The sequence below is a fragment of the Bacillus sp. 95MFCvi2.1 genome, from assembly GCF_000374965.1.
GTDB lineage: Bacteria > Bacillota > Bacilli > Bacillales > Bacillaceae_G > Bacillus_A > Bacillus_A pseudomycoides.
Genome location: NZ_KB895691.1, coordinates 120,230 through 140,002, shown reverse-complemented (window position 1 = coordinate 140,002; position 19,773 = coordinate 120,230). Strand labels below are relative to the sequence as shown.

23 protein-coding genes are annotated in these 19,773 nt (G+C 36.5%); 6 read left to right on the top strand and 17 right to left on the bottom strand.

The features are described 5' to 3' along the window. Positions 1 to 5: 5 nt before the first annotated feature. The 9 genes from spoVAE to C568_RS0103815 form a co-directional block, all read right to left on the bottom strand. Positions 6 to 356 (bottom strand): stage V sporulation protein AE, encoded by a 351-nt coding sequence (spoVAE, locus tag C568_RS0103855; RefSeq protein ID WP_003200018.1) that lies wholly within the window; start codon positions 354 to 356, stop codon positions 6 to 8. A 3-nt stretch (positions 357 to 359) separates the two neighbouring features. Then, entirely contained in the window at positions 360 to 1,376 is a 1,017-nt protein-coding gene (gene spoVAD / locus C568_RS0103850) for a stage V sporulation protein AD (protein WP_006095867.1), read from the bottom strand. A gap of 12 nt (positions 1,377 to 1,388) precedes the next feature. Next, the gene (gene spoVAC, locus C568_RS0103845) at positions 1,389 to 1,847 is read right to left on the bottom strand and encodes a stage V sporulation protein AC (RefSeq protein WP_016116157.1); all 459 of its coding nucleotides are present in this window, start codon (positions 1,845 to 1,847) and stop codon (positions 1,389 to 1,391) included. Between the two features lie 11 nt (positions 1,848 to 1,858). Further along, a complete protein-coding gene (locus C568_RS0103840) occupies positions 1,859 to 2,275 on the bottom strand; it encodes a stage V sporulation protein AB (RefSeq protein ID WP_003200010.1) in 417 nt (138 codons plus the stop codon). Beyond that, entirely contained in the window at positions 2,268 to 2,888 is a 621-nt protein-coding gene (locus C568_RS0103835) for a stage V sporulation protein AA (protein WP_018780837.1), read from the bottom strand. Before C568_RS0103835 ends, C568_RS0103840 begins: the two co-directional genes overlap by 8 nt. Positions 2,889 to 3,290: 402 nt before the next feature. Further along, complete coding sequence (sigF, locus tag C568_RS0103830; RefSeq protein ID WP_003200028.1) at positions 3,291 to 4,049, bottom strand: RNA polymerase sporulation sigma factor SigF; 759 nt, start codon at positions 4,047 to 4,049, stop codon at positions 3,291 to 3,293. A gap of 12 nt (positions 4,050 to 4,061) precedes the next feature. Continuing rightward, positions 4,062 to 4,502 (bottom strand): anti-sigma F factor, encoded by a 441-nt coding sequence (gene spoIIAB / locus C568_RS0103825; protein ID WP_003200026.1) that lies wholly within the window; start codon positions 4,500 to 4,502, stop codon positions 4,062 to 4,064. Continuing rightward, positions 4,503 to 4,853: an anti-sigma F factor antagonist gene (spoIIAA, locus tag C568_RS0103820; RefSeq protein WP_018780836.1), complete on the bottom strand. Its 351-nt coding sequence runs from the start codon at positions 4,851 to 4,853 to the stop codon at positions 4,503 to 4,505. Between the two features lie 173 nt (positions 4,854 to 5,026). Continuing rightward, positions 5,027 to 6,220, bottom strand: a complete 1,194-nt coding sequence (locus C568_RS0103815; RefSeq protein ID WP_018766090.1) for a D-alanyl-D-alanine carboxypeptidase family protein — start codon at positions 6,218 to 6,220, stop codon at positions 5,027 to 5,029. Positions 6,221 to 6,385: 165 nt separating this feature from the next. Between C568_RS0103815 and C568_RS0103810 the strand changes: the two genes are divergently transcribed. The 4 genes from C568_RS0103810 to C568_RS0103795 are packed head-to-tail and all read left to right on the top strand — an operon-like array spanning position 6,386 to position 9,815. Next, positions 6,386 to 6,805 (top strand): GntR family transcriptional regulator, encoded by a 420-nt coding sequence (locus C568_RS0103810; protein WP_018766091.1) that lies wholly within the window; start codon positions 6,386 to 6,388, stop codon positions 6,803 to 6,805. Then, positions 6,771 to 7,652, top strand: coding sequence for an ABC transporter ATP-binding protein (locus tag C568_RS0103805; protein ID WP_018766092.1), 882 nt, complete (start codon positions 6,771 to 6,773; stop codon positions 7,650 to 7,652). Before C568_RS0103810 ends, C568_RS0103805 begins: the two co-directional genes overlap by 35 nt. Next, positions 7,642 to 8,730 (top strand): ABC transporter permease subunit, encoded by a 1,089-nt coding sequence (locus C568_RS0103800; protein WP_018780835.1) that lies wholly within the window; start codon positions 7,642 to 7,644, stop codon positions 8,728 to 8,730. The genes C568_RS0103805 and C568_RS0103800 overlap by 11 nt, the downstream gene beginning before the upstream one ends. 20 nt (positions 8,731 to 8,750) lie before the next feature. Further along, the gene (locus C568_RS0103795; protein ID WP_006095877.1) at positions 8,751 to 9,815 is read left to right on the top strand and encodes an ABC transporter permease subunit; all 1,065 of its coding nucleotides are present in this window, start codon (positions 8,751 to 8,753) and stop codon (positions 9,813 to 9,815) included. An 18-nt stretch (positions 9,816 to 9,833) separates the two neighbouring features. Here the strand turns inward: C568_RS0103795 and C568_RS0103790 are convergent, their stop codons facing one another. Together C568_RS0103790 and C568_RS0103785 are read right to left on the bottom strand one after the other, a co-directional pair. Further along, on the bottom strand, positions 9,834 to 10,379 hold the full coding sequence (locus C568_RS0103790) for a hypothetical protein (RefSeq protein ID WP_018780834.1): 546 nt from the start codon (positions 10,377 to 10,379) through the stop codon (positions 9,834 to 9,836). Positions 10,380 to 10,488: 109 nt separating this feature from the next. Next, on the bottom strand, positions 10,489 to 10,908 hold the full coding sequence (locus C568_RS0103785; protein WP_006095879.1) for a MarR family winged helix-turn-helix transcriptional regulator: 420 nt from the start codon (positions 10,906 to 10,908) through the stop codon (positions 10,489 to 10,491). A 159-nt stretch (positions 10,909 to 11,067) separates the two neighbouring features. On the opposite strand from C568_RS0103785, the gene C568_RS0103780 reads away from it, so the two are divergent. Both C568_RS0103780 and C568_RS0103775 read left to right on the top strand, forming a co-directional pair. Then, positions 11,068 to 11,730, top strand: coding sequence for an SIMPL domain-containing protein (locus C568_RS0103780; RefSeq protein ID WP_018780833.1), 663 nt, complete (start codon positions 11,068 to 11,070; stop codon positions 11,728 to 11,730). Positions 11,731 to 11,866: 136 nt separating this feature from the next. Beyond that, positions 11,867 to 13,156, top strand: coding sequence for an NCS2 family permease (locus C568_RS0103775; RefSeq protein ID WP_018780832.1), 1,290 nt, complete (start codon positions 11,867 to 11,869; stop codon positions 13,154 to 13,156). A gap of 32 nt (positions 13,157 to 13,188) precedes the next feature. On the opposite strand, the gene corA is transcribed toward C568_RS0103775, so the two are convergent. The 6 genes from corA to xerD form a co-directional block, all read right to left on the bottom strand. Continuing rightward, a complete protein-coding gene (corA, locus tag C568_RS0103770; RefSeq protein ID WP_003208351.1) occupies positions 13,189 to 14,151 on the bottom strand; it encodes a magnesium/cobalt transporter CorA in 963 nt (320 codons plus the stop codon). Positions 14,152 to 14,211: 60 nt separating this feature from the next. After that, positions 14,212 to 15,516: a pyrimidine-nucleoside phosphorylase gene (locus C568_RS0103765; protein ID WP_016116173.1), complete on the bottom strand. Its 1,305-nt coding sequence runs from the start codon at positions 15,514 to 15,516 to the stop codon at positions 14,212 to 14,214. A 7-nt stretch (positions 15,517 to 15,523) separates the two neighbouring features. Continuing rightward, entirely contained in the window at positions 15,524 to 16,345 is an 822-nt protein-coding gene (locus C568_RS0103760) for a purine-nucleoside phosphorylase (RefSeq protein ID WP_003208346.1), read from the bottom strand. A gap of 13 nt (positions 16,346 to 16,358) precedes the next feature. Then, positions 16,359 to 17,543, bottom strand: a complete 1,185-nt coding sequence (deoB, locus tag C568_RS0103755; RefSeq protein WP_018766097.1) for a phosphopentomutase — start codon at positions 17,541 to 17,543, stop codon at positions 16,359 to 16,361. A gap of 365 nt (positions 17,544 to 17,908) precedes the next feature. After that, complete coding sequence (locus C568_RS0103750; RefSeq protein ID WP_018780831.1) at positions 17,909 to 18,649, bottom strand: FixH family protein; 741 nt, start codon at positions 18,647 to 18,649, stop codon at positions 17,909 to 17,911. 228 nt (positions 18,650 to 18,877) lie between these two features. Further along, positions 18,878 to 19,768 (bottom strand): site-specific tyrosine recombinase XerD, encoded by an 891-nt coding sequence (gene xerD / locus C568_RS0103745; RefSeq protein ID WP_003208345.1) that lies wholly within the window; start codon positions 19,766 to 19,768, stop codon positions 18,878 to 18,880. Between the last annotated feature and the right edge of the window lie 5 nt (positions 19,769 to 19,773).

The window sequence follows — 19,773 nt, the reverse complement described above, 5'->3', positions numbered from 1 at the left end:
TTGATTTATCCTTTCGGTTTACATATAAGTGCTACAAAAAATGCAAATAATATCGATGCTGAAATACCTGAAGAAGTCAAACTAAACATACCCATTCCAATTCCTAAGTAACCATGTTTTTCAGCCGCCTCTAGTGCTCCATGCAAAAGGGAATGTCCAAAGCTCGTTATCGGAACAGTTGCTCCAGCACCTGCAAATTTTATGAGCTTATCATATAGTCCAAAGCTATCTAAAACCGCTCCAATTACTACAAAAGTTGCCATCAAATGTGCAGGAGTTAATTTAGCAAAATCCAATAAAAGCTGTCCTACTACACAGATAGCTCCCCCAACGATGAACGCGTATACAAAATCCACAATTCACACCCCTTTTATCCTTTCAAATACAACGCCGTGTGCAATTGTCGGAATCGTTTCTTTTTGTTGTATCATAATCGGGCTTAACAATGCTCCTGTTGCAACTACAAAAATACGCTGTAAGTTTCCTTTTTTCATTTCTTGTAGTAAATGACCGTATGTTACAACTGCCGAACAGGCACAACCGCTTCCACCTGCAAAAACCTCTTCTTGATCTTTGTTATAAATCATTAATCCGCAGTCATTATATACATTTCCTAAGTCATACCCTTCCTCAAGTAAAAGTTGCTTCGTAATTGGTGCCCCAACACCTGATAAATCCCCTGTAACGATAAGATCATAATCAGCTGCACTTCTCCCTAAATCTTCAAAGTGCTGTTGAATCGTATGGGCAGCAGCAGGTGCCATTGCTGATCCCATATCAAAAGGATCTGTAATTCCTAAATCTTGCACTTTTCCAATGGTTGCAGCCGTTATTTTAATATTGCTCTGTTCTTTACTAATTAAAGCCGTCCCTGCCCCTGTAACAGTTGAAGTTGCTGAACCAGGTCTTTGCCCCCCGTATTCTGTCGGATAACGAAACTGCCGTTCTGCAGTTGCATTATGACTACTAACCGTAGCTATCACACGATTAGCAAAGCCTCCATCAATAAAGGCCGATCCAATCGCTAGTGTCTCCATTGATGTTGCACAAGCGCTGAACATTCCTAAAAAAGGAATCCCAAGCTCCCTCGCCACATAATTTGCTGTAACGGTTTGGTTTAATAAATCTCCCGCTAAAAAAAAATCAATTTGCGAAGGCTTTATATCCCCCTTTTGTATGACCTGCTGAATTGAATCATTCATCAATCTTCTTTCAGCAAGCTCCCAATTTTCTTCCTCACAATGCAAATCATCATATGAAATATCAAAACACTTTCCAAGAGGACCTTCCGCTTCTTTTGGACCGACAGCAGTACCTGTTGCATTCACAAATATATTATTTTGAAATACCCATGTTTGCTTCCCTGTCAATCTCATATCTAGTCTCCTTTAAGACAACCAAAGTTTAAACGTATATCGAATTAGACCAACAATGTATGCTCCAACAACTCCAAATACAATTACACTTCCAGCAAGCTTAAACATATTTGTAGCAACTCCGAGTACAATTCCCTCACTACGGTGCTCCATTGCCGCACTTGCCATTGAATTTGCAAATCCAGTAACAGGAACTGCTGAACCAGCCCCTCCGAATTGACCGATTTTATCATATACACCAAATCCAGTTAATATGGCTGATAATAATACAAGTGTTGCTATCGTAGGATTTCCCGCATTTTGCTCATTAAAGTGAAAATAATACATATAAAATTTCATCAAGCATTCACCTACTGTACAAATCAGTCCACCTACAACAAAAGCTTTTACACAATTCATCACATAATTTGGCTTTGGATGATAATTTTTCACTTTATTTATGTAATCATCTTTTAATTTATTTTGGGCCATCTTGATACCTCCTATCTTGCAAAATAAATCCAATGAAATAAAGAGCCCATTACCTTTCCAAGTACAAGTGCAACGAGTAGAATGACAATTTTCCCATCTACGCCTACCCGTTTTGCTAATATAGGTAAAACATTCAATACCTCTGTCAAAGCCGCAGCAAGCATACCAATAAATGTTCCACAAAATAAGCCAAGTAAAACGAGCCAATACTGAGATGTTTGAAAGGTTATATCTCTTAAACTGCACCATGCTCCGGCCAAAGAACCACCAATTACGGCCCACTCAAAAAATTGAACCCGATGGCCACTCCTTGTTAACTGGGCTAAACGTGGGATTACACCAAGCACAGCTAAAAATGCCACATATCCCCCTCCAACTGCGATCCCACCAGCAAGCCCAATTACTATCACTACTCCATACTCAATCATCTGCGATTTGTTTTGCACTCTCTTTATTTTCATTGATCATGACATATTGATCGAGTGACTGTTGATACTGGAACATTTCCACTTCTAACGGACTTGGTTCTTCATTAATTCGTTTTTGAAACACATGATTAAAAAATAAGACCATCCCTAATCCCAGTCCTAAAGAATACGGAATTTGAAACAGGAGCGGTTTATAATTGATTTCTCCCGTAATCATGTAATATAAGCGCCAGTGTACTTGCTGCATACTTACATCTTCATGAAAATAAATAATCGCAAGAGCCGCACCGACAAAAAGTAACATCCAAACCAATCCAAAGAAAATGGGGTGTACTTTCTTTTTTTCATAGACGATTTCTACAAGTGTTTGTCCAGGACCAAATAAATTAATTTGTATATGCTGCGTAGTTTGTTGAATCACTTGAATGATTTTCATCGCATCAATTACAACATGTGTTTTATCACGTTTTGTGATTTTATAGACATGTTGCTTTTTTATTTTTTCTACTAAGCCAGAATCTCCAACTACTTGTGCAATATCTTCAATCTTCACCTCATATGAAGGGGATACTTGCAGACGATTTCGCATTTTGAGATAGATTGTTCGCTCCACTCCGTTCACCTCTTTACTATTCCTCGTAGTTGTAGTATGGTTTCTGGAAAATTTTCTAATACAACTTTTTTTATAAAATGGAACTTTGCACGTTGGATTTTTAATGAATAATCACTCGGTGAATAAAGTAACTGTATTTTTTTAGAAGCGTTATTTTCATATTTTGAACTTTCAAGTGAGGTTTATTAAGGTTTCCTTTCCCCTCTATGACAAATTTATACTTGAATTACATCCCCAATTTACATAATTATCAATAAATTACATAAATACTTCTGGGTGAATGAAATTTTTTGATTTTGGAAAGGATAACAACAGTAACATAAGATGCGATTTTTTCTTCTTCTCAATCTTATTTAAACTATCACTGGTTTCTAGTTCAAAGCAAAAAAATCGAATAGATGGCTATTCATCTATTCGATCTTTCATCTGTTTTAATATTTTCTTTTCAAGCCTTGATACTTGGACTTGTGAAATTCCAATTCGCTCTGCTACTTCTGATTGAGTTTGATCTTTATAATAGCGCAAATATACAATTAAGCGTTCACGCTCATCCAGTTCTCTAATTGCCTCTTTTAAAGCGATTTTATCAAACCATTTCGTTTCTGTTTGATCCGCGATTTGATCTAGTATCGTAATAGGATCTCCATCATTTTCATAAACTGTTTCATGTATGGATGATGGTGTGCGACTCGCTTCTTGCGCAAGAACAACTTCTTCTGGTGTCAACTCAAGCGCTTCTGCTACCTCATTAATCGTTGGAGCTCTTCCATATTCTTTAGAAAGCTCATCTTTCATCTTTCGAATCTTATTTCCAGTCTCCTTTAAAGAACGACTTACTTTCACGGATCCATCATCACGCAAAAATCGCTGTATTTCTCCAATAATCATTGGAACTGCATAGGTTGAGAATTTCACGTCGAAAGACAAATCAAATTTGTCTACCGATTTCAAGAGTCCAATACAGCCAATTTGAAATAAATCATCTGGTTCATATCCTCGATTGAGGAAACGTTGCACAACTGACCATACAAGACGCATATTACTTTGGACTATTGTATCTCTTGCTTGTTGGTCTCCATCTTGACTTTTTTGAATTAACGCTTTTAACTCGTGGTCCTTTAACTGAGGTTTCTTCTTCTCATTTCTGACCTCAATGTCCATAGGCAATTCTCCTTAATTGCATAGAGCGTTACTATTTGATAAGTATTTTGTCAAATGGATTGTTGTCCCGAAAGATTCATTTGAAATAACTTCTACTTCATCCATAAAATTTTCCATGATAGTAAATCCCATTCCGGAACGCTCTAATTCAGGTTTAGTTGTAAAAAGAGGTTGCCTTGCCTCATCTAAATTAAAAATGCCAACCCCTTCATCTCGAATCGTGAGTTTCACCATTGCTTCTTCCAAAATCACTGAAATGTAAACAACACCTTCTGCATTCCCTTCATACCCATGAATAATTGCATTTGTGACTGCTTCAGACACAACTGTTTTTATCTCTGTCAATTCCTCCATCGTTGGATCCAATTGTGCAATAAAAGCAGCAACTGTGACGCGAGCGAACGATTCATTTTGACTTAATGCTGAAAATTGAAGGTTCATTTCATTTCTCATTTATGCCACCCCCAATGTCGCGAGCGCATGCGCTTCACTTTCTTCTAAGCGAATGATTTTAAACAGACCTGACATTTCAAATAAACGCTTTACAGGAGGTGAGATTGCACAAACGACCATCTCCCCTCCTAAACCTTTAACATGCTTATATCTGCCTAATATAACACCAAGACCAGAACTGTCCATAAATGTTAGTTTTTCTAAACTTAGTACAATATGATGAACGCGATGCGTCTCAATCATATCCGTTACTTTTGCTCGCAACTCTTCAGCAGTATGATGATCTAATTCACCCGCTAGCCGAACACATAAGACATCACGCTTTACTTCTAAATACATGGAAAGACTCACACGATTTCCTCCTTATGCTTAAACTTGACTCATTTACATAAGGTTTTCGTGAACATAAAATAAGAATCCTTCCTACTGACAAAAGAAGTACTATTTCGTCATAATGTGAATCTTTCAGCAATTATTCTACCTTTTTCATGCATGAGGGTAAGAAAGTAGTAATACCTTTGCTTCTATTTCGATGTTGAAAACATCCCTAAACTTCTTTTAAATAGTTCCCACCAGCTCGCTGCAGCAACATCTTCTTTCGCTACAATCGTTTGCTTTAGTAAAACATCTTTATCTTTTTTTATAACAAGTGTACCGAGTGCATCACCTTTTTTAATTGGTGCTTTTACTTTCTTTTCAGCGATAACTTCCTGTTTTACCTTGTCCATATTCTCGCCTTTTTTCATCAGAAGAGATACGTTATCCGATGAAACTAAATCTACCTTTTCTTTCTTCCCTTTTCCTACTTTTACTGTTTGAATTTTTTCACCACGTTTATACAATTTTTTCGTTGTATATTGTCCAAATGCATAATCAAGGAGCTTTGTTACCTGGTTGTTACGTTCTTTTGATGTTGGCGCTCCCATGACAACAGAAATGACACGCATGCCATTTTTTTCAGCTGATGCTGTTAAACAATATTTTGCTTCTGTTGTAAAACCTGTTTTCACCCCATCCACCCCAGGATAAAAACGAACTAATTTATTCGTATTCACAAGCCAAAACTTTTTCTCTGTATTTTCACGTAAGTAATCTTCATACTTTCCTGTATATTTTCGAATGAGTGGATATTTCATCAACTCTTTCGCCATAATTGACATATCATATGCTGTTGAATAATGGTCTTTCGCTGGAAGACCCGTTGGATTTTGAAAATGTGTATTTTTCAATCCTAAATCCTTTGCTTTTTTATTCATCATGTTTACAAAGCCTTCTTCTGAACCAGCGATATGCTCAGCAACCGCAACAGATGCATCATTTCCCGATGCAATTGCAATCCCTTTTAGCATTTCATTCACTGTCATCTCTTCACCCGGCTCAAGAAAGATTTGTGAACCACCCATTGAAGCTGCATGTTCACTTGCTCTGACTTTATCCTCTAGTTTTAGTTTTCCCTTTTCAACTTGTTCCATGATAAGCAACATTGTCATAATCTTTGTCATACTAGCAGGCGGCAGTTTTTCATTTGGACTTTTCTCAAATAAGACTTTACCTGTATCTTGCTCAATAACAATTGCTGACGATGCTTCCTCCGCTAACTTCGGTGTCTTTTCTACTTCTGTTTTCTCAGACTGCGCTTTCTCAGATTGTGCAAAGCCAACTGAAACACTAGAAAATAGCAACATGAAACAAACAAGTATTCCAAAAACTCGCTTCATGACTAACCCTCCATTCTATATCAAACCTATTTTTTCCAAACAATATGTTTTTATACCATATTTTTCTATAAATTTGTGTTGACAAACAAATCTATCATATATATTGTATTAAGTGTATTACATCTAGTAGTACACTTAAATTTCATCAGGAAGGAGACATTGCTCTTGCACATTCAACTTGATCCAAGAAGCAGCACTCCGATATGGGAACAAATTGTTCAAAGTATAAAAGAACTCGTACTAAAAAGCATGTTAGCACCAAACGATAAACTACCATCTGTACGTGAACTTGCTTCACTTCTTGTCATTAATCCGAATACAGTAAGCAAAGCGTACCAAGAATTAGAACGACAAGGAATTATTGAAACACTGCGAGGAAAAGGTACATTTGTCTCTCAATCGATTACACCGACATGGGATGAAAGGAAAATTGCTATGGTCCAAAAACAATTTCACCAACTATTACTAGAAGCTTCTTATCTTGGAATTACGAAAGAAAAAATTCACGACTGGATAGACTCATACTATAAAGAACTGGGAGGGAATACAGATGCTAAAAGTGACGAACATCAAAAAAACAATTGATAACCAAGTCATTTTAGACAATATTTCTTTCACATTACAAAAAGGAAGTATTGTTGGATTACTCGGAAGGAACGGTGCGGGGAAAACCACTTTACTTCGGACGCTTGTTGGGATTTTAGATCCGGATGACGGAACTGTTACATATGATGATATGGATGTTCATAAACATCCAGAAATTAAGCAGAAGGTAGCTTATGTACCGGATTCTACTAATATATTAAGTGGATATACAGTAAAAGAAATTGCGAAGTTTTATAAGACTGTTTATACAAACTTTAATGAAGAATATTTTTATCAGCTGCTAGGGCGCTTCAATCTACCTGAAAAACGCATTCGTAGCTACTCACGCGGTATGAAAGCACTTCTTGCTATTATTTTAGCTTTTTGTACAGGTGTAGAATACATTATTTTAGATGAACCAACCAATGGACTTGATCCAATTGTAAAAAGACAATTTTTGCAATTTTTAATTGAAGAAGTGGCAGAACGGGAGATTACCATTCTCATTTCTACTCATCATTTAGATGAAGTGGAAAAAATTGCAGACACGGTTATTATTTTAAAAAATCATACGATTGCTTCGATTACAGCGTTAGAAGATACAAAATCTCGCTACGCAAAAATACAAGTTGCCTACGAACGTTCATTGCCGCAAAAACTAGAAAATTTAAATAATATAAAAATATTAAATCAAACAGGAAAAGTATATACCATTTTAATTGAAAGCAATGTAGCAATTACGTTAGAAAAATTCCATAAAGAGCAACCTCTGTTACTAGAAGAATTACAAATGTCACTCGAAGATATATTTGTCACAACATTTGAGGAGGATTCGCATGTTTCATAAAGCTTTATGGATACGACAATGGAAACAGGGGAAATATATTGTTTTATTGTTTTGGTTAATTAGTTTGTATCAGCTACCTTATAAATATTATCAAGCAGCACAAATGGAGATAAACCAATCAAAAATGAAGCTTGATGACTATACGTATTACTACTCCTACTATTTTCAGACATCTGATGGTGCCGTCCTCTTTCAAGGAGCTGCTCTTATTGCACTTGCTTGTCTTTTAATTGGGTGGGAACGTAACAATCAATCAACCGATTTTCTATTCTCGATGCCTTTTAAACGAAAAGATATTTTTTTAACAAAATGGTTGCTTGGCGTTTTGAATATTATTACAGTGCAAATTGTTTGCTGGATTAGCATGTACGGAATAAAAAACATGTCGTTTCACAATGAGTATCAAATCTTTACTCCGTTCCATAGTTACTTTTTATATGCTACGGTTGTACTCATTGCTATTTATACATTCACCTTATTTATCGGAACCATTACTGGACATATTTTCTCGCAAAGTAGCTTAACGGCAATTTTATTATTTTTACCATACGGTTCCGTATTATTAATTTCTGGATTCATTTATACCCATACACAATGGTCTTTAGAGGCAATGGGAGAAATAGAGCGACATACTCATGAGTACTTACAACATGTAGGCATCATTTCACCATTAGAATCTTTTTCAATTACTTTTGATTACCACCCGATAGAAACATTTGATGACCAAGGAAATAAACTTTCTAGTGTCCCACAGGACGATCCAATGGAACATACTTCTATCCCTTCTCCTTGGACACTATTAACACCATTTACTTACATTATTACCTTGTTACCGATCGCAACTTTTCTGTACACACGTACACCTAACGAACAAAACGGAAAAATACTATTGTTCCCTAAGTTACAAAAGTGGTTCATGCTTTGCACTGTTCTATGCTTCGGACTGCTTGGCGGTAGAATATTTGGAGGACGAGATGCACTCCTTTCTTATTATATTGGATTTTTCCTAGCTGCTATCATTAGTTACTTTGTGTTTACACGTCTATTAAAATTGAAGTTTTCTTTTGGAGGAAAATAAGTATGAATTGAGGTAAATATATGTTTCATAAAGCTTTATGGATACAGAATTATAAACAAGGAAAATATGTAATTTGGCTCTTTTGGCTAAGCACTTTATACGTCTTACCATATAAATATTACACGGACGCTCAGCATATGGCTGAATATTTACGCAAAACAACAGATACTTATTACGGGTATTTTTTACAAGGAGCTGGCATACTATTCCCAGCTCTTCTATTAATGGGATTAGCTATTCTATTAATAGGACGGGAACGCAATAATCAAAGCATTGACTTCTTATGGTCTATGCCATTTAAACGTTCACATCTATTTTTGTCGAAATGGTTACTAGGTATCGTTCATATTGTGGGCGCACTGAGCCTCAGTTGGCTTTTTATGTATATCATCTATAGGAATACGATACATGCTCAGTATCAATCCTTTTCACCTTTTCATTTGTACTTTGTATATACAATCATTACGCTTATTGCAGTCTATACGTTCACACTCTTTATTGGAACAATTACAGGGAACGTAATCTCACAAGGCGCTTTAAGTTATATTATGATCATTTTACCTTTATACATCTTTAGGCTTACGTTCCCTTTTTTCGCATTACATGTAGATTTATCACAAGAAGAGTACAATTATAATTACAATAAATATGCCCATTATACCGAAAATGTAAGTGTTGTAGCTCCTCTTAATTATTTTCATATTCATTATAACTATGACCCACAAAATGGACCTTTTAAAGATGAATTTGGAGACCTACAGACGGGACCAACTTATCATCACATCCCATCTGTTTGGACATTGTTAAGTCCCGCTATCTATATACTAATTTGTCTTCCGTTAGGATCTTATTTATATACGCGTGCGCCTAATGAGCATAACGGAAAAATATTGTTATACCCAAAACTTCATAAGTATTTCTTAATCTGTACTTCTATTTGCTTCGCACTTCTTGGCGGCGTTGTTTTTACTGATGGCAGTAATTCTTTGCCTCTTTACTATATCTACTTTATAGGCTCTGGCCTACTAACATATGTTACCTTGTACCGACTGTTAAAACAGAAGCTCTCTTTATATGCAAAATAACCTCCTCACCCGAGGAGGTTATTTCACATTCTCTCTTCTTTTCCCATATCCCTTCTCTTCTTTCATTCCAAATCCATCGCCATTCTCTATCATTTGATCTGTCGGTGCTATAATACTTTCAGCAACTTTCCAATCTCCTTGTTCCTGCACAAACACTTGAAGAAAATAATTCATTCCATTTAATTGATATGGATTTTCTTTTTTCACTTCATAACGAACAGCAACGTAATACACTTGAACATTTTTATTTTCAAATTTAGAGACGTATTGAGATAACCTCGGGATGTAATGCGAAGCCTTTTCAAGTGAAAGTTGTTTTACTTTTACGAGAGAAGAATTTGTGACATTGCGCAGTGTATCTTGCTCACGAATATTATTACTATGGTGAAAAAGAATAGTATTCTGCATAGAACGAACCCATAATTTCGAATATAAAACGGGCTGATCACTCGCAATATAGTGCAGTTCTTTTTGAACAACTTGGATTGGTGTTTTTGCATAAATTAATGTGCTAGAGCATATAAAACTTCCAATAATAATTACGAATGAAACGATGTATTTCATTATTTTCCCTCCGATACTTTTTACTTAAAGTATTGGAGTTTCAAAATATTTTTATTCAAAAGAAAAAGGATAGGAAAGCACTTTGCCCCCCTACCCTCATTTATTGTAATTATAGTACGCGACCAAATAGTTCTAATACCATCTCAATCTCTTGATCGCTCCACCCTTTAAATTTTTCTTTATAGTATTCTTTACGTACAGCTTCAAGTTCTTGTGTAACTTCTTTTCCATGTTCTGTAATCTCCAAATACACAATACGACGGTCTGAATCAGAACGTTTTCTTGTTACAAAACCTTTTCTAACTAAACGATCTGTTACTGCTGTAATATGACTGGATGTTACGTTCACTTCACTAGCTATTTGCGAAGCCATTTGTGGGCTTTTCAAAAATAATGCACGCAATACAGAAAATTCATTATATGGCATATGCTCTGAAAAACGTGTATTAATATCATTTTGTAATAAACGTATCATCTTTCGAAATGATGTAGATAAATCTAAAATCAGTGCTTCTCTTTTTTCGCTCACTAGCCTCGACCCTTTTTTATCATATTTACACATATTATAATCTATAAATACCTACATTGTATATGCTTTCTTTCCTTTTGATTCTCAATTATGTAACTTTTTACATACAATTTTCTCTCTCTTTTGTTCATATACATATAGAAAGGATGGTGAGCAAAAATGCAAGTTGGCATGAATCCCTATTCACCCGATATCCGCAATGGAAAACAAGCAACTATTACTGTACAAGGAGAAGGAGTTATAAAAGCGAAACCAAATGTCGTTGTATTAACAATTGGTATTAGAACAGATAATAAAGATGTGAAACAAGCACAGGAGGAAAATGCAATCCAATCTAAACAATTACTTGCTGCACTTAAACAAATCGGTATCGCTGATAAGGATATAGAAACCATTTCCTATACAATTACTCCTCAATATGAATACGTAAACGACAAAGCATTGTTACAAGGGTACCGAGTAGAGCATTTGTATGAAATTACCGTTTTAAATGTACAAAAAGCTGGGGAAGTATATGATATAGCCGTTACAAATGGAGCAAATGTAGCAAGAGGATTACGCTTCCGCATTTCCCATCCAAACGCTTACTATCAACAAGCACTATTACAAGCAGTCCAGCACGCTCAAGAAAAAGCTCGTACAATTGCGAGTTCGTATAATTTAAATATTAATCCCGTCCCACTTTCACTCGTTGAAGAATCAGCACAAACACCGCGTGAATTTATGTCTCAAGCTACTTTACACGCACAAGCTGCTCCTCCAATTCAATCTGGAGAACTAGAAATCATCTCTAATGTCCGTGCCATTTTCACATATTTATAGCACCAGTTACCTTTTAAGTAAACGTTCTCATTTTATTTATTGTAAAAAGATTATGTTCTGATATAATAAAGGACGGTGAGCTCTTTACAAAAGAGATATCACGGGTGGGAGAGGGATATGAAAAAGAAGGTTTAACATGAAAGGAATACTTGAAAGAACATTTAAATTAGACCTACACCATACATCACCAAAGCAAGAAATATTAGCTGGAGCAACATCATTTTTCACAATTGTTTATATTATGATTGTCAATGCTTCCATTTTATCAGATGCCGGCATTCCACTTGAAGCAGGAATTTTGGCAACTGTTTTTAGTTCATTTGTCGGATGTCTAATGATGGCATTTTGGGCAAATGCACCTGCTATTCTTGTACCAGGTATGGGTGTAAATGCATTCTTCACGTACACAGCTGTGCATACGCTTGGATTAAGTTGGCAAGAAGCATTAGCAGCTGTCTTTATCGCCGGTATTATTTTTGCAATCGCCGCGTTTACACCGATTGCTCGTACGCTTTCATTATCAATTCCAAAGTCATTAAAAGAAGCGATTACTGTCGGCATCGGTTTATTCTTAGCTTTCATTGGTTTGCAAAAAGGCGGTCTTGTCGTTTCGCATCCGAACACTGCTGTTGCATTAGGAAAATTAAGTAGTCCTGTTGTTTTGGCAACACTGCTTACTCTTATTGTGGCACTTGTGTTATTTATTCGTAACGTACGTGGGAACTTTTTATGGACGATTGCAATTGGAACCGGTATTGCATGGCTATTTGGTCTTGTTGATACAAGCCAAGTAGGAAATAGCTCATTTTCATTCGCTAACTACGGGGATGTGTTTGGTGCTATGTCATTTGGGAAACTTTCTTCCTTACCGTTTTGGATTGCAACATTTTCCTTAAGCATGGTGCTTATTTTTGAGAACATGGGACTTTTACACGGATTATTAGAAGATGACCGTAAATTTCCACGTGCTTATCAAGCAAATGCAATTTCAGCAATGACATGTGGTCTATTTGGCACAAGTCCTACCGTTTCAACAGTAGAAAGTGCCGCAGGTATTACAGCAGGCGGTAAAACAGGTCTGACGTCTATCGTTACAGGGATGTTATTCTTTGCATCACTGTTTGCTCTTCCGTTTGTAAAATTAATTCCTGATAGTGCCATTGCACCAATCTTAATTATTATTGGCGGTCTAATGATTACAAACATTCAGGAAATCCCTCTAAACGACTTTTCAGAAGGATTTCCAGCGTTCTTAATTATCGTTATGATTCCGCTCACATATAGTATCGCTGATGGCATTGCGTTCGGATTTATTGCTTATCCTATTTTGAAGATTGCTCTTGGAAAGCATAAAGAAGTCGCACCGTCTATGTATATCATTACATGCCTATTCTTAGCCATGTTTGTGTTACATGCTATTGGCTAGAAAAAACGCCGGGGAATCCCCTCGGCGTTTTTTTACTTAAACCATCCTTTTTTATAGAACCAGGCCATCATTCCTCCACCAATTAACGCCATAATAACTAAACAAATAAAATAGCTATATTTCCCTGCTAACTCTGGCATATGCGCGAAGTTCATCCCATACACCCCTGCAATAAATGTTAATGGCATGAAGATGGTCGAGAAAACCGTTAATGTTTTCATAATATTGTTCATATGATGCGAATTCAATGAAAAATAGCTATCTCTAATATCAGCTGTTAATTCTCGGCTTGCTTCAATCATTTCAGAAAGCTTTAGTAAATGATCATGTATATCCTTAAAGTAAATTTCATGATCACTTACACCGTAAAACCGAGTTGAATTTAAAATACGATACAAGAGGTCACGCATCGGTATAATTGTACGTCTAAGCTTAGATAAGTCCGTACGAATATCGAATACTTCTTCTAGTACACGCCCTGCTGTATCCCCTGTTAAATTATCATCAATCGCATTTAAATGATCTTCAATATAATAAACAGGTGCAAAGTAGTCATCCACAATTTGGTCAATGATTGTATGTGCTACATGGAGGGGACTCTTCTTGATACGTTTCCTCTCGCCAAGTGTTGTCCACACTCTTTCAATCGCATTATTATGTGAAAAATGGAAAGAGACAATATAACGATCACTAACAAATAGATCGATCTCATGTGGCTCTAATCCATCTTCTCCAAATGCATGGAGAACTAAAAAGTTATATCCATCATAGAAATCCACTTTTGGTCTCTGTACATATTCTACACAATCTTCAATCGCAAGGGGATGGAACTTAAAATGTTTTTGTAAAATGTATGTATACTCTTCTTTTGTTGGCTTATATAAATCAAGCCAATACCATGCGATATCTTCTCGTCCTGTTTCTTCTAACGAAACATCGTATAATACTTCATCTTCTTTCGTTACTGCACAAATTTTAATCATAATTTCACCCATTATTATTATAAACAAAAAACAGTAAAAAAAGCCAAGGAGAAGGCTCCTTAGCTTTTTAGCTTATTTCGTTACAATGCCATGCACGAGTTTCGGTGCATCAACATGGTCTTTCGCAATTTTCATGTTCTCATAAATTTTCGCTTTTACATCTTCTACATTTTCGCGATTCGCGTAAATCGTAACAAGTGAGTCACCTTTTTTCACGCTATCGCCCACTTTTTTGCGAAGCATAAGTCCAACAGCTAAATCAATCTCAGATTCTTTCGTTGCACGGCCTGCCCCTAAAAGCATTGCTGCTGTTCCAATTTCATCTGCAACAATTTCAGATACGTATCCATCTTCTTTTGCCTCTACTTCAATTTTAAATTGTGCTTGTGGCAGTTTAGAAGGATCATCAACAACAGAAGCATCCCCGCCTTGCGCTGCCAGGAACGTTTTAAACGCTTCTAACGCTTTTCCATTGTTCATTACTTCGATTAGTTTTTCACGCGCATCTTCTAAAGAAGAAGCTTTTCCAGCAAGGTATACCATTTGACTTCCAAGTGTTAAACATAACTCTTCTAAGTCTTTTGGTCCTTTACCTTGTAATGTATCAATTGCCTCTTGTACTTCTAATGCATTACCAATTGCCTCACCAAGCGGTTGGCTCATATCAGAAATAACTGCCATCGTTTTACGACCAACATTATTACCAATACGTACCATTGCTTCTGCTAAACGTTTTGCATCTTCATCCGTTTTCATAAATGCACCTGCACCTGTTTTTACATCAAGTACAATTGCATCTGCACCAGCAGCAATTTTTTTACTCATAATAGAGCTCGCAATAAGAGGGATCGAGTTTACTGTCGCTGTTACATCACGAAGTGCATATAACTTTTTATCAGCAGGTGTTAAGTTTCCACTTTGTCCGATAACTGCAATTTTATTTTCATTTACAAGACGAATAAATTCATCATTTTCAATTTCCACATGGAATCCTGGTACTGCTTCTAATTTATCGATTGTACCGCCTGTATGCCCTAATCCTCGACCAGACATTTTAGCAACTGGTACATCTAAAGCAGCCACTAATGGACCTAATACAAGCGTAGTTGTATCACCAACACCGCCCGTTGAATGCTTATCTACTTTTACTCCTTCAATCGCTGATAAGTCAATTGTATCGCCGCTATTCACCATTGCCATCGTTAAATCAGCACGCTCTTGATCATTCATATCTTGGAAGAAAATTGCCATTGCGAATGAGCTCATTTGATAATCTGGAATGTCACCATTTGTATAGCCTTCTACAATAAATTTCACTTCTTCTGTTGTTAATGCATGTCCATCACGTTTTTTGGCAATTAGGTCCACCATTCTCATTGTAAACTCACCCCTTCATTTGTTTTACAATTGCTTTTACTAATGCTAAGAAATTAGATTTCACACGTTCTGTCGTTTCAATTACTTCATCATGATGAAGTGGCTGATCTAAAATACCAGCTGCCATGTTTGAAATACAAGAAATTCCAAGTACTTTCATACCAGCATGGCGCGCTACAATAACTTCCGGTACAGTAGACATACCAACTGCATCTCCGCCAAGTGTACGAAGCATACGAATTTCAGCAGGTGTTTCGTATACAGGACCTGTCATTCCAACGTATACACCTTCTTGCACTTTAATATTTAAGTCTGCCGCAACTTGTTTTGCCATTTCGCGAAGCTCTTCCGTATACGATGTAGACATATCAGGGAAACGTACGCCCATTTCAGCATCATTTGGTCCGATTAATGGATTCGTACCCATGAAGTTAATATGGTCTGAAATTAACATAAGATCGCCTGGTTCAAATGATGTATTTACACCACCAGCTGCGTTTGTTACAACAACTGTTTCTACACCTAGTTCCTTCATAACACGAACTGGGAATGTTACTTTTTGCATGTCATATCCTTCGTAGAAATGGAAACGTCCTTGCATCGCAACTACAGTAACACCTTGAAGTGTACCAAATACAAGCTGCCCTGCATGACCTTCTACAGTTGATACTGGAAATTCAGGAATTTCGCTGTATGGTACTGTTACAGCATTTTCGATTTCATCTGCTAAGACACCTAGTCCAGATCCAAGGATAAGTCCTACTTGTGGTGTTTCTTGGAATTTCTCTTTTAAGTATGAAGCTGATTTTGTAATAAGTTCACGATTCATTATGTTGTCCCCCTTATTTCTTTAAGTTGTTTAAGAAACTTGTTCCGTATTCTGGCATTTTCACACCGAAGTTTTCTGCTACAGTCGCACCAATATCAGCAAATGTTTGGCGAAGTGTTAATTCTTGTCCGCCGTCTTTCATGCTTGGGCTATATGCTAGTAATGGTACGTATTCACGTGTATGGTCAGTACCATGATGAATTGGATCATTACCATGATCTGCTGTAATGATTAATAAATCATCTTCTTTTAGTTTTTCAAATACTTCTGGAAGACGTGCATCATATTCTTGCAATGCTTCTCCGTATCCTTGAGGATCACGACGATGACCGAACATCGCATCAAAATCAACTAAATTCAAGAAGCTAAGACCTGTAAAGTCCATATTCAATGTATCTACAAGCTTATCCATTCCATCCATATTAGATTTTGTACGAAGAGATTCAGTTACGCCTTCCCCATCGTAAATATCAGAAATTTTACCAATTGCAATTACGTCATAATTGCTATCTTTTAGTTCGTTCATTACTGTACGACCAAATGGTTTTAATGCATAGTCATGACGGTTTGGTGTACGTGTGAAGTTTCCTGGTTCTCCAACGAATGGACGAGCAATAACGCGGCCCACCATATATTTTTCGTCCAGTGTTAACTCACGTGCAATTTTACAAATGTTATATAGCTCTTCAAGTGGTACTACTTCTTCATGAGCTGCGATTTGTAATACGCTATCAGCAGAAGTATACACGATCAAAGAACCTGTCTCCATTTGCTCTTGACCAAGTTCATCAAGAATCTCTGTTCCAGAAGCAGGTTTATTACCGATGATTTTGCGCCCTGTTTTTGCTTCTAACTCATCAAGTAACTCTTTTGGGAATCCTTCCGGGAACACTTGGAATGGTTTATCGATGTAAAGACCCATGATTTCCCAGTGGCCTGTCATTGTATCTTTACCAGTAGATTTTTCTTGCATTTTTGTATAGTAACCAAGTGGCTTCTCTACTTTAGAAATCCCTTTCATTTCACGAATATTACCAAGGCCTAATTTCACCATGTTTGGCATTTGTAATCCATTCATATGTTCAGCAATATGACCGATTGTATCAGAACCTACATCACCAAACTTTTCAGCATCTGGAGCTTCTCCGATTCCTACAGAGTCCATTACGACTAGGAAAATACGTTTATATTTATTCATAACTGCAACCTCCTATATGTTCAGTTCTACTTCTTGTAGTATGTTCAAAACGTTGTAAAGTGAAACTGTTATCAGTAAGAATTCTCTCGTTTCCCCACTAACTAAAACACTTGTTCAAGCCATTCTCCAACCCGCTTCGCTCTATTTTCAAACGAAGCAAAAAACTTTCCTGTTTTTTCTAAGTCAGATGTCAGACATCTCATACTGATATCATAACATGTTTACGCTTTCTTTTTAATACATTTTCGTAGAAATTCTTATTTTTGTCACACTTTCTATTGTAATCCATTCTGCACAGAAGTGCTAATGAAATTATGATATATTTCATTAACCTAAAGAAAAAAGCAGCTCTAAAGAGCCGCTCCTTATTTTACCTCTACTGTTTCTTCCTTATGTTCGTGAAGTTCACCTTTTCTCACATGAACCTTCACTTTATAAGCACCTGCGTCTTTAAACGTATGTTTGCTTTCATACTCGCCTTTATTACCTTCTTTTGCTGGAATAAACTCATGTTTTTCCACGCCGTCTTTCCAAATTTCAAGTTGTACTTCAGCTCCAGTTAATGCTTCTTCCTTTTGTTTCAAATGAACTTTCATTGTTGATTCAGCATTTGCTTTTACATCGCCAGCCATAAGGTGAATCATCGTATCACTCTTATGATTGCCATGTCCTGCCTCATGACCACCATTTTCTTTCTTCGTATCCTCAACTTTTGCATTTCCTACAGCAATTTTTTCTTCTGGCATAACATGCATTTCACGTGCATTTGTATGTGCAATAACATGATACACGCCGTCAGATGGGAATGTCTTCTCTACCGCATAAACACCTTTCCCTTTATGCTTACCGTTTAACATTTCATGTTTTTCTTCGCCATCTTTCCAAATTTCAAACTTCACATCGTCAGCATCCGTTACTTTTTCTTTTCCTTGCGTAACAAGTGCCTGTACTTCTGTTTTTTCATTTGGCTTAATTTCTTTCGGGTTTGTTTGAACTGCTACTTTAACTTCTTCAAGTTTCTCTTTTTTCGGCGCTTCTTCTTTCTTTGTATTACAACCAGCTAATGCTAGCATCGCAATAAATAACGTAATTATCAGTTTTTTCATTATCATTTCCTCCTTCATACTCTACTTAGTATAGAGGAAAAGACTAGTCGTATTCTAGCCTCCTGCTGAAAACAATATAAGAAATGTTTGTGAAGTTTTTGTGAAGTGCTTTTTTCTACTTATTTTCCATTTTCAAAATGCATTCTATAATTACTAGAATGCGAATCGTCAAAACTACCTAACTCTTACACTCCCGCCTTACATTACCATAAAAAAAGAGCATAATCATTATGCTCTCGGGTGAAACTGTTTATATACATCTTTTAATCTAGCTTTTGAAACATGCGTATAAATTTGTGTTGTTGAAATATCTGCATGTCCCAGCATTTCTTGTACAGCACGCAAATCCGCTCCATTTTCCAATAAGTGTGTCGCAAACGAATGACGCAAAGTATGCGGCGTAAGCTCTTTTTCTATATTCGCCTCTTTTGCTAGTCGTTTTAAAATTTTCCAAAAACCTTGGCGTGATAAGCGGTTGCCATGATGGTTCAAAAAAAGTGCATCTACTGTTTTTTTGCCCATCAATTCTTTTCTTCCCTTTTCAATATAGCGCTGAATTGCTTCCGTTGCTAAGCTTCCAAGCGGAATGATTCTTTCTTTATTCCCTTTTCCGACGCAGCGAACAAATCCCATTGTCAAATGAACATCCTCTAAATTTAGTGCAATTAATTCGGAAACACGTAGTCCTGTTGCATACAATAACTCTAGCATAGCCTTATCGCGAATACCGAATGCACTTGTCTCTTTTGGCGTTTGAAGCAATGCCTCTACCTCACTCACTGACAATACTTTCGGTAATTTCCGCTCACCTTGAGGTGTTTCAATATGTACAGATGGATCATGTTCTACCACTCGTTCACGAAGTAAAAACTGATGAAACGAACGAATAGAGGCAATGTGGCGTGCCAACGTTTTTGATGATTTTCCGTTCTCTTTTAAATACTGCAAAAAATTCACAATGTGTATCCTTGTCACTTCGTGAAATGTTTTGATTTGCTCGACATGTTGTAAATACTTCACATAACTTTTCAAATCACGCTCATAGGATACAACTGTATTTTTAGCTAACCCTTTTTCAACAATCATATAATGAATAAAATCTTTTAATTGATCTTCCAATCTGC

Bases quoted from the DNA above. Each gene is read 5' to 3' on its own strand.
- spoVAD (WP_006095867.1), bottom strand. From the start codon at position 1,376: ATGAGATTGACAGGGAAGCAAACATGGGTATTTCAAAATAATATATTT.
- spoVAC (WP_016116157.1), bottom strand. From the start codon at position 1,847: ATGGCCCAAAATAAATTAAAAGATGATTACATAAATAAAGTGAAAAAT.
- C568_RS0103840 (WP_003200010.1), bottom strand. From the start codon at position 2,275: ATGATTGAGTATGGAGTAGTGATAGTAATTGGGCTTGCTGGTGGGATC.
- sigF (WP_003200028.1), bottom strand. From the start codon at position 4,049: ATGGACATTGAGGTCAGAAATGAGAAGAAGAAACCTCAGTTAAAGGAC.
- spoIIAB (WP_003200026.1), bottom strand. From the start codon at position 4,502: ATGAGAAATGAAATGAACCTTCAATTTTCAGCATTAAGTCAAAATGAA.
- C568_RS0103815 (WP_018766090.1), bottom strand. From the start codon at position 6,220: ATGAAGCGAGTTTTTGGAATACTTGTTTGTTTCATGTTGCTATTTTCT.
- C568_RS0103805 (WP_018766092.1), top strand. From the start codon at position 6,771: ATGCTAAAAGTGACGAACATCAAAAAAACAATTGATAACCAAGTCATT.
- C568_RS0103800 (WP_018780835.1), top strand. From the start codon at position 7,642: ATGTTTCATAAAGCTTTATGGATACGACAATGGAAACAGGGGAAATAT.
- C568_RS0103795 (WP_006095877.1), top strand. From the start codon at position 8,751: ATGTTTCATAAAGCTTTATGGATACAGAATTATAAACAAGGAAAATAT.
- C568_RS0103790 (WP_018780834.1), bottom strand. From the start codon at position 10,379: ATGAAATACATCGTTTCATTCGTAATTATTATTGGAAGTTTTATATGC.
- C568_RS0103780 (WP_018780833.1), top strand. From the start codon at position 11,068: ATGCAAGTTGGCATGAATCCCTATTCACCCGATATCCGCAATGGAAAA.
- C568_RS0103775 (WP_018780832.1), top strand. From the start codon at position 11,867: ATGAAAGGAATACTTGAAAGAACATTTAAATTAGACCTACACCATACA.
- corA (WP_003208351.1), bottom strand. From the start codon at position 14,151: ATGGGTGAAATTATGATTAAAATTTGTGCAGTAACGAAAGAAGATGAA.
- C568_RS0103765 (WP_016116173.1), bottom strand. From the start codon at position 15,516: ATGAGAATGGTGGACCTAATTGCCAAAAAACGTGATGGACATGCATTA.
- C568_RS0103760 (WP_003208346.1), bottom strand. From the start codon at position 16,345: ATGAATCGTGAACTTATTACAAAATCAGCTTCATACTTAAAAGAGAAA.
- deoB (WP_018766097.1), bottom strand. From the start codon at position 17,543: ATGAATAAATATAAACGTATTTTCCTAGTCGTAATGGACTCTGTAGGA.
- C568_RS0103750 (WP_018780831.1), bottom strand. From the start codon at position 18,649: ATGAAAAAACTGATAATTACGTTATTTATTGCGATGCTAGCATTAGCT.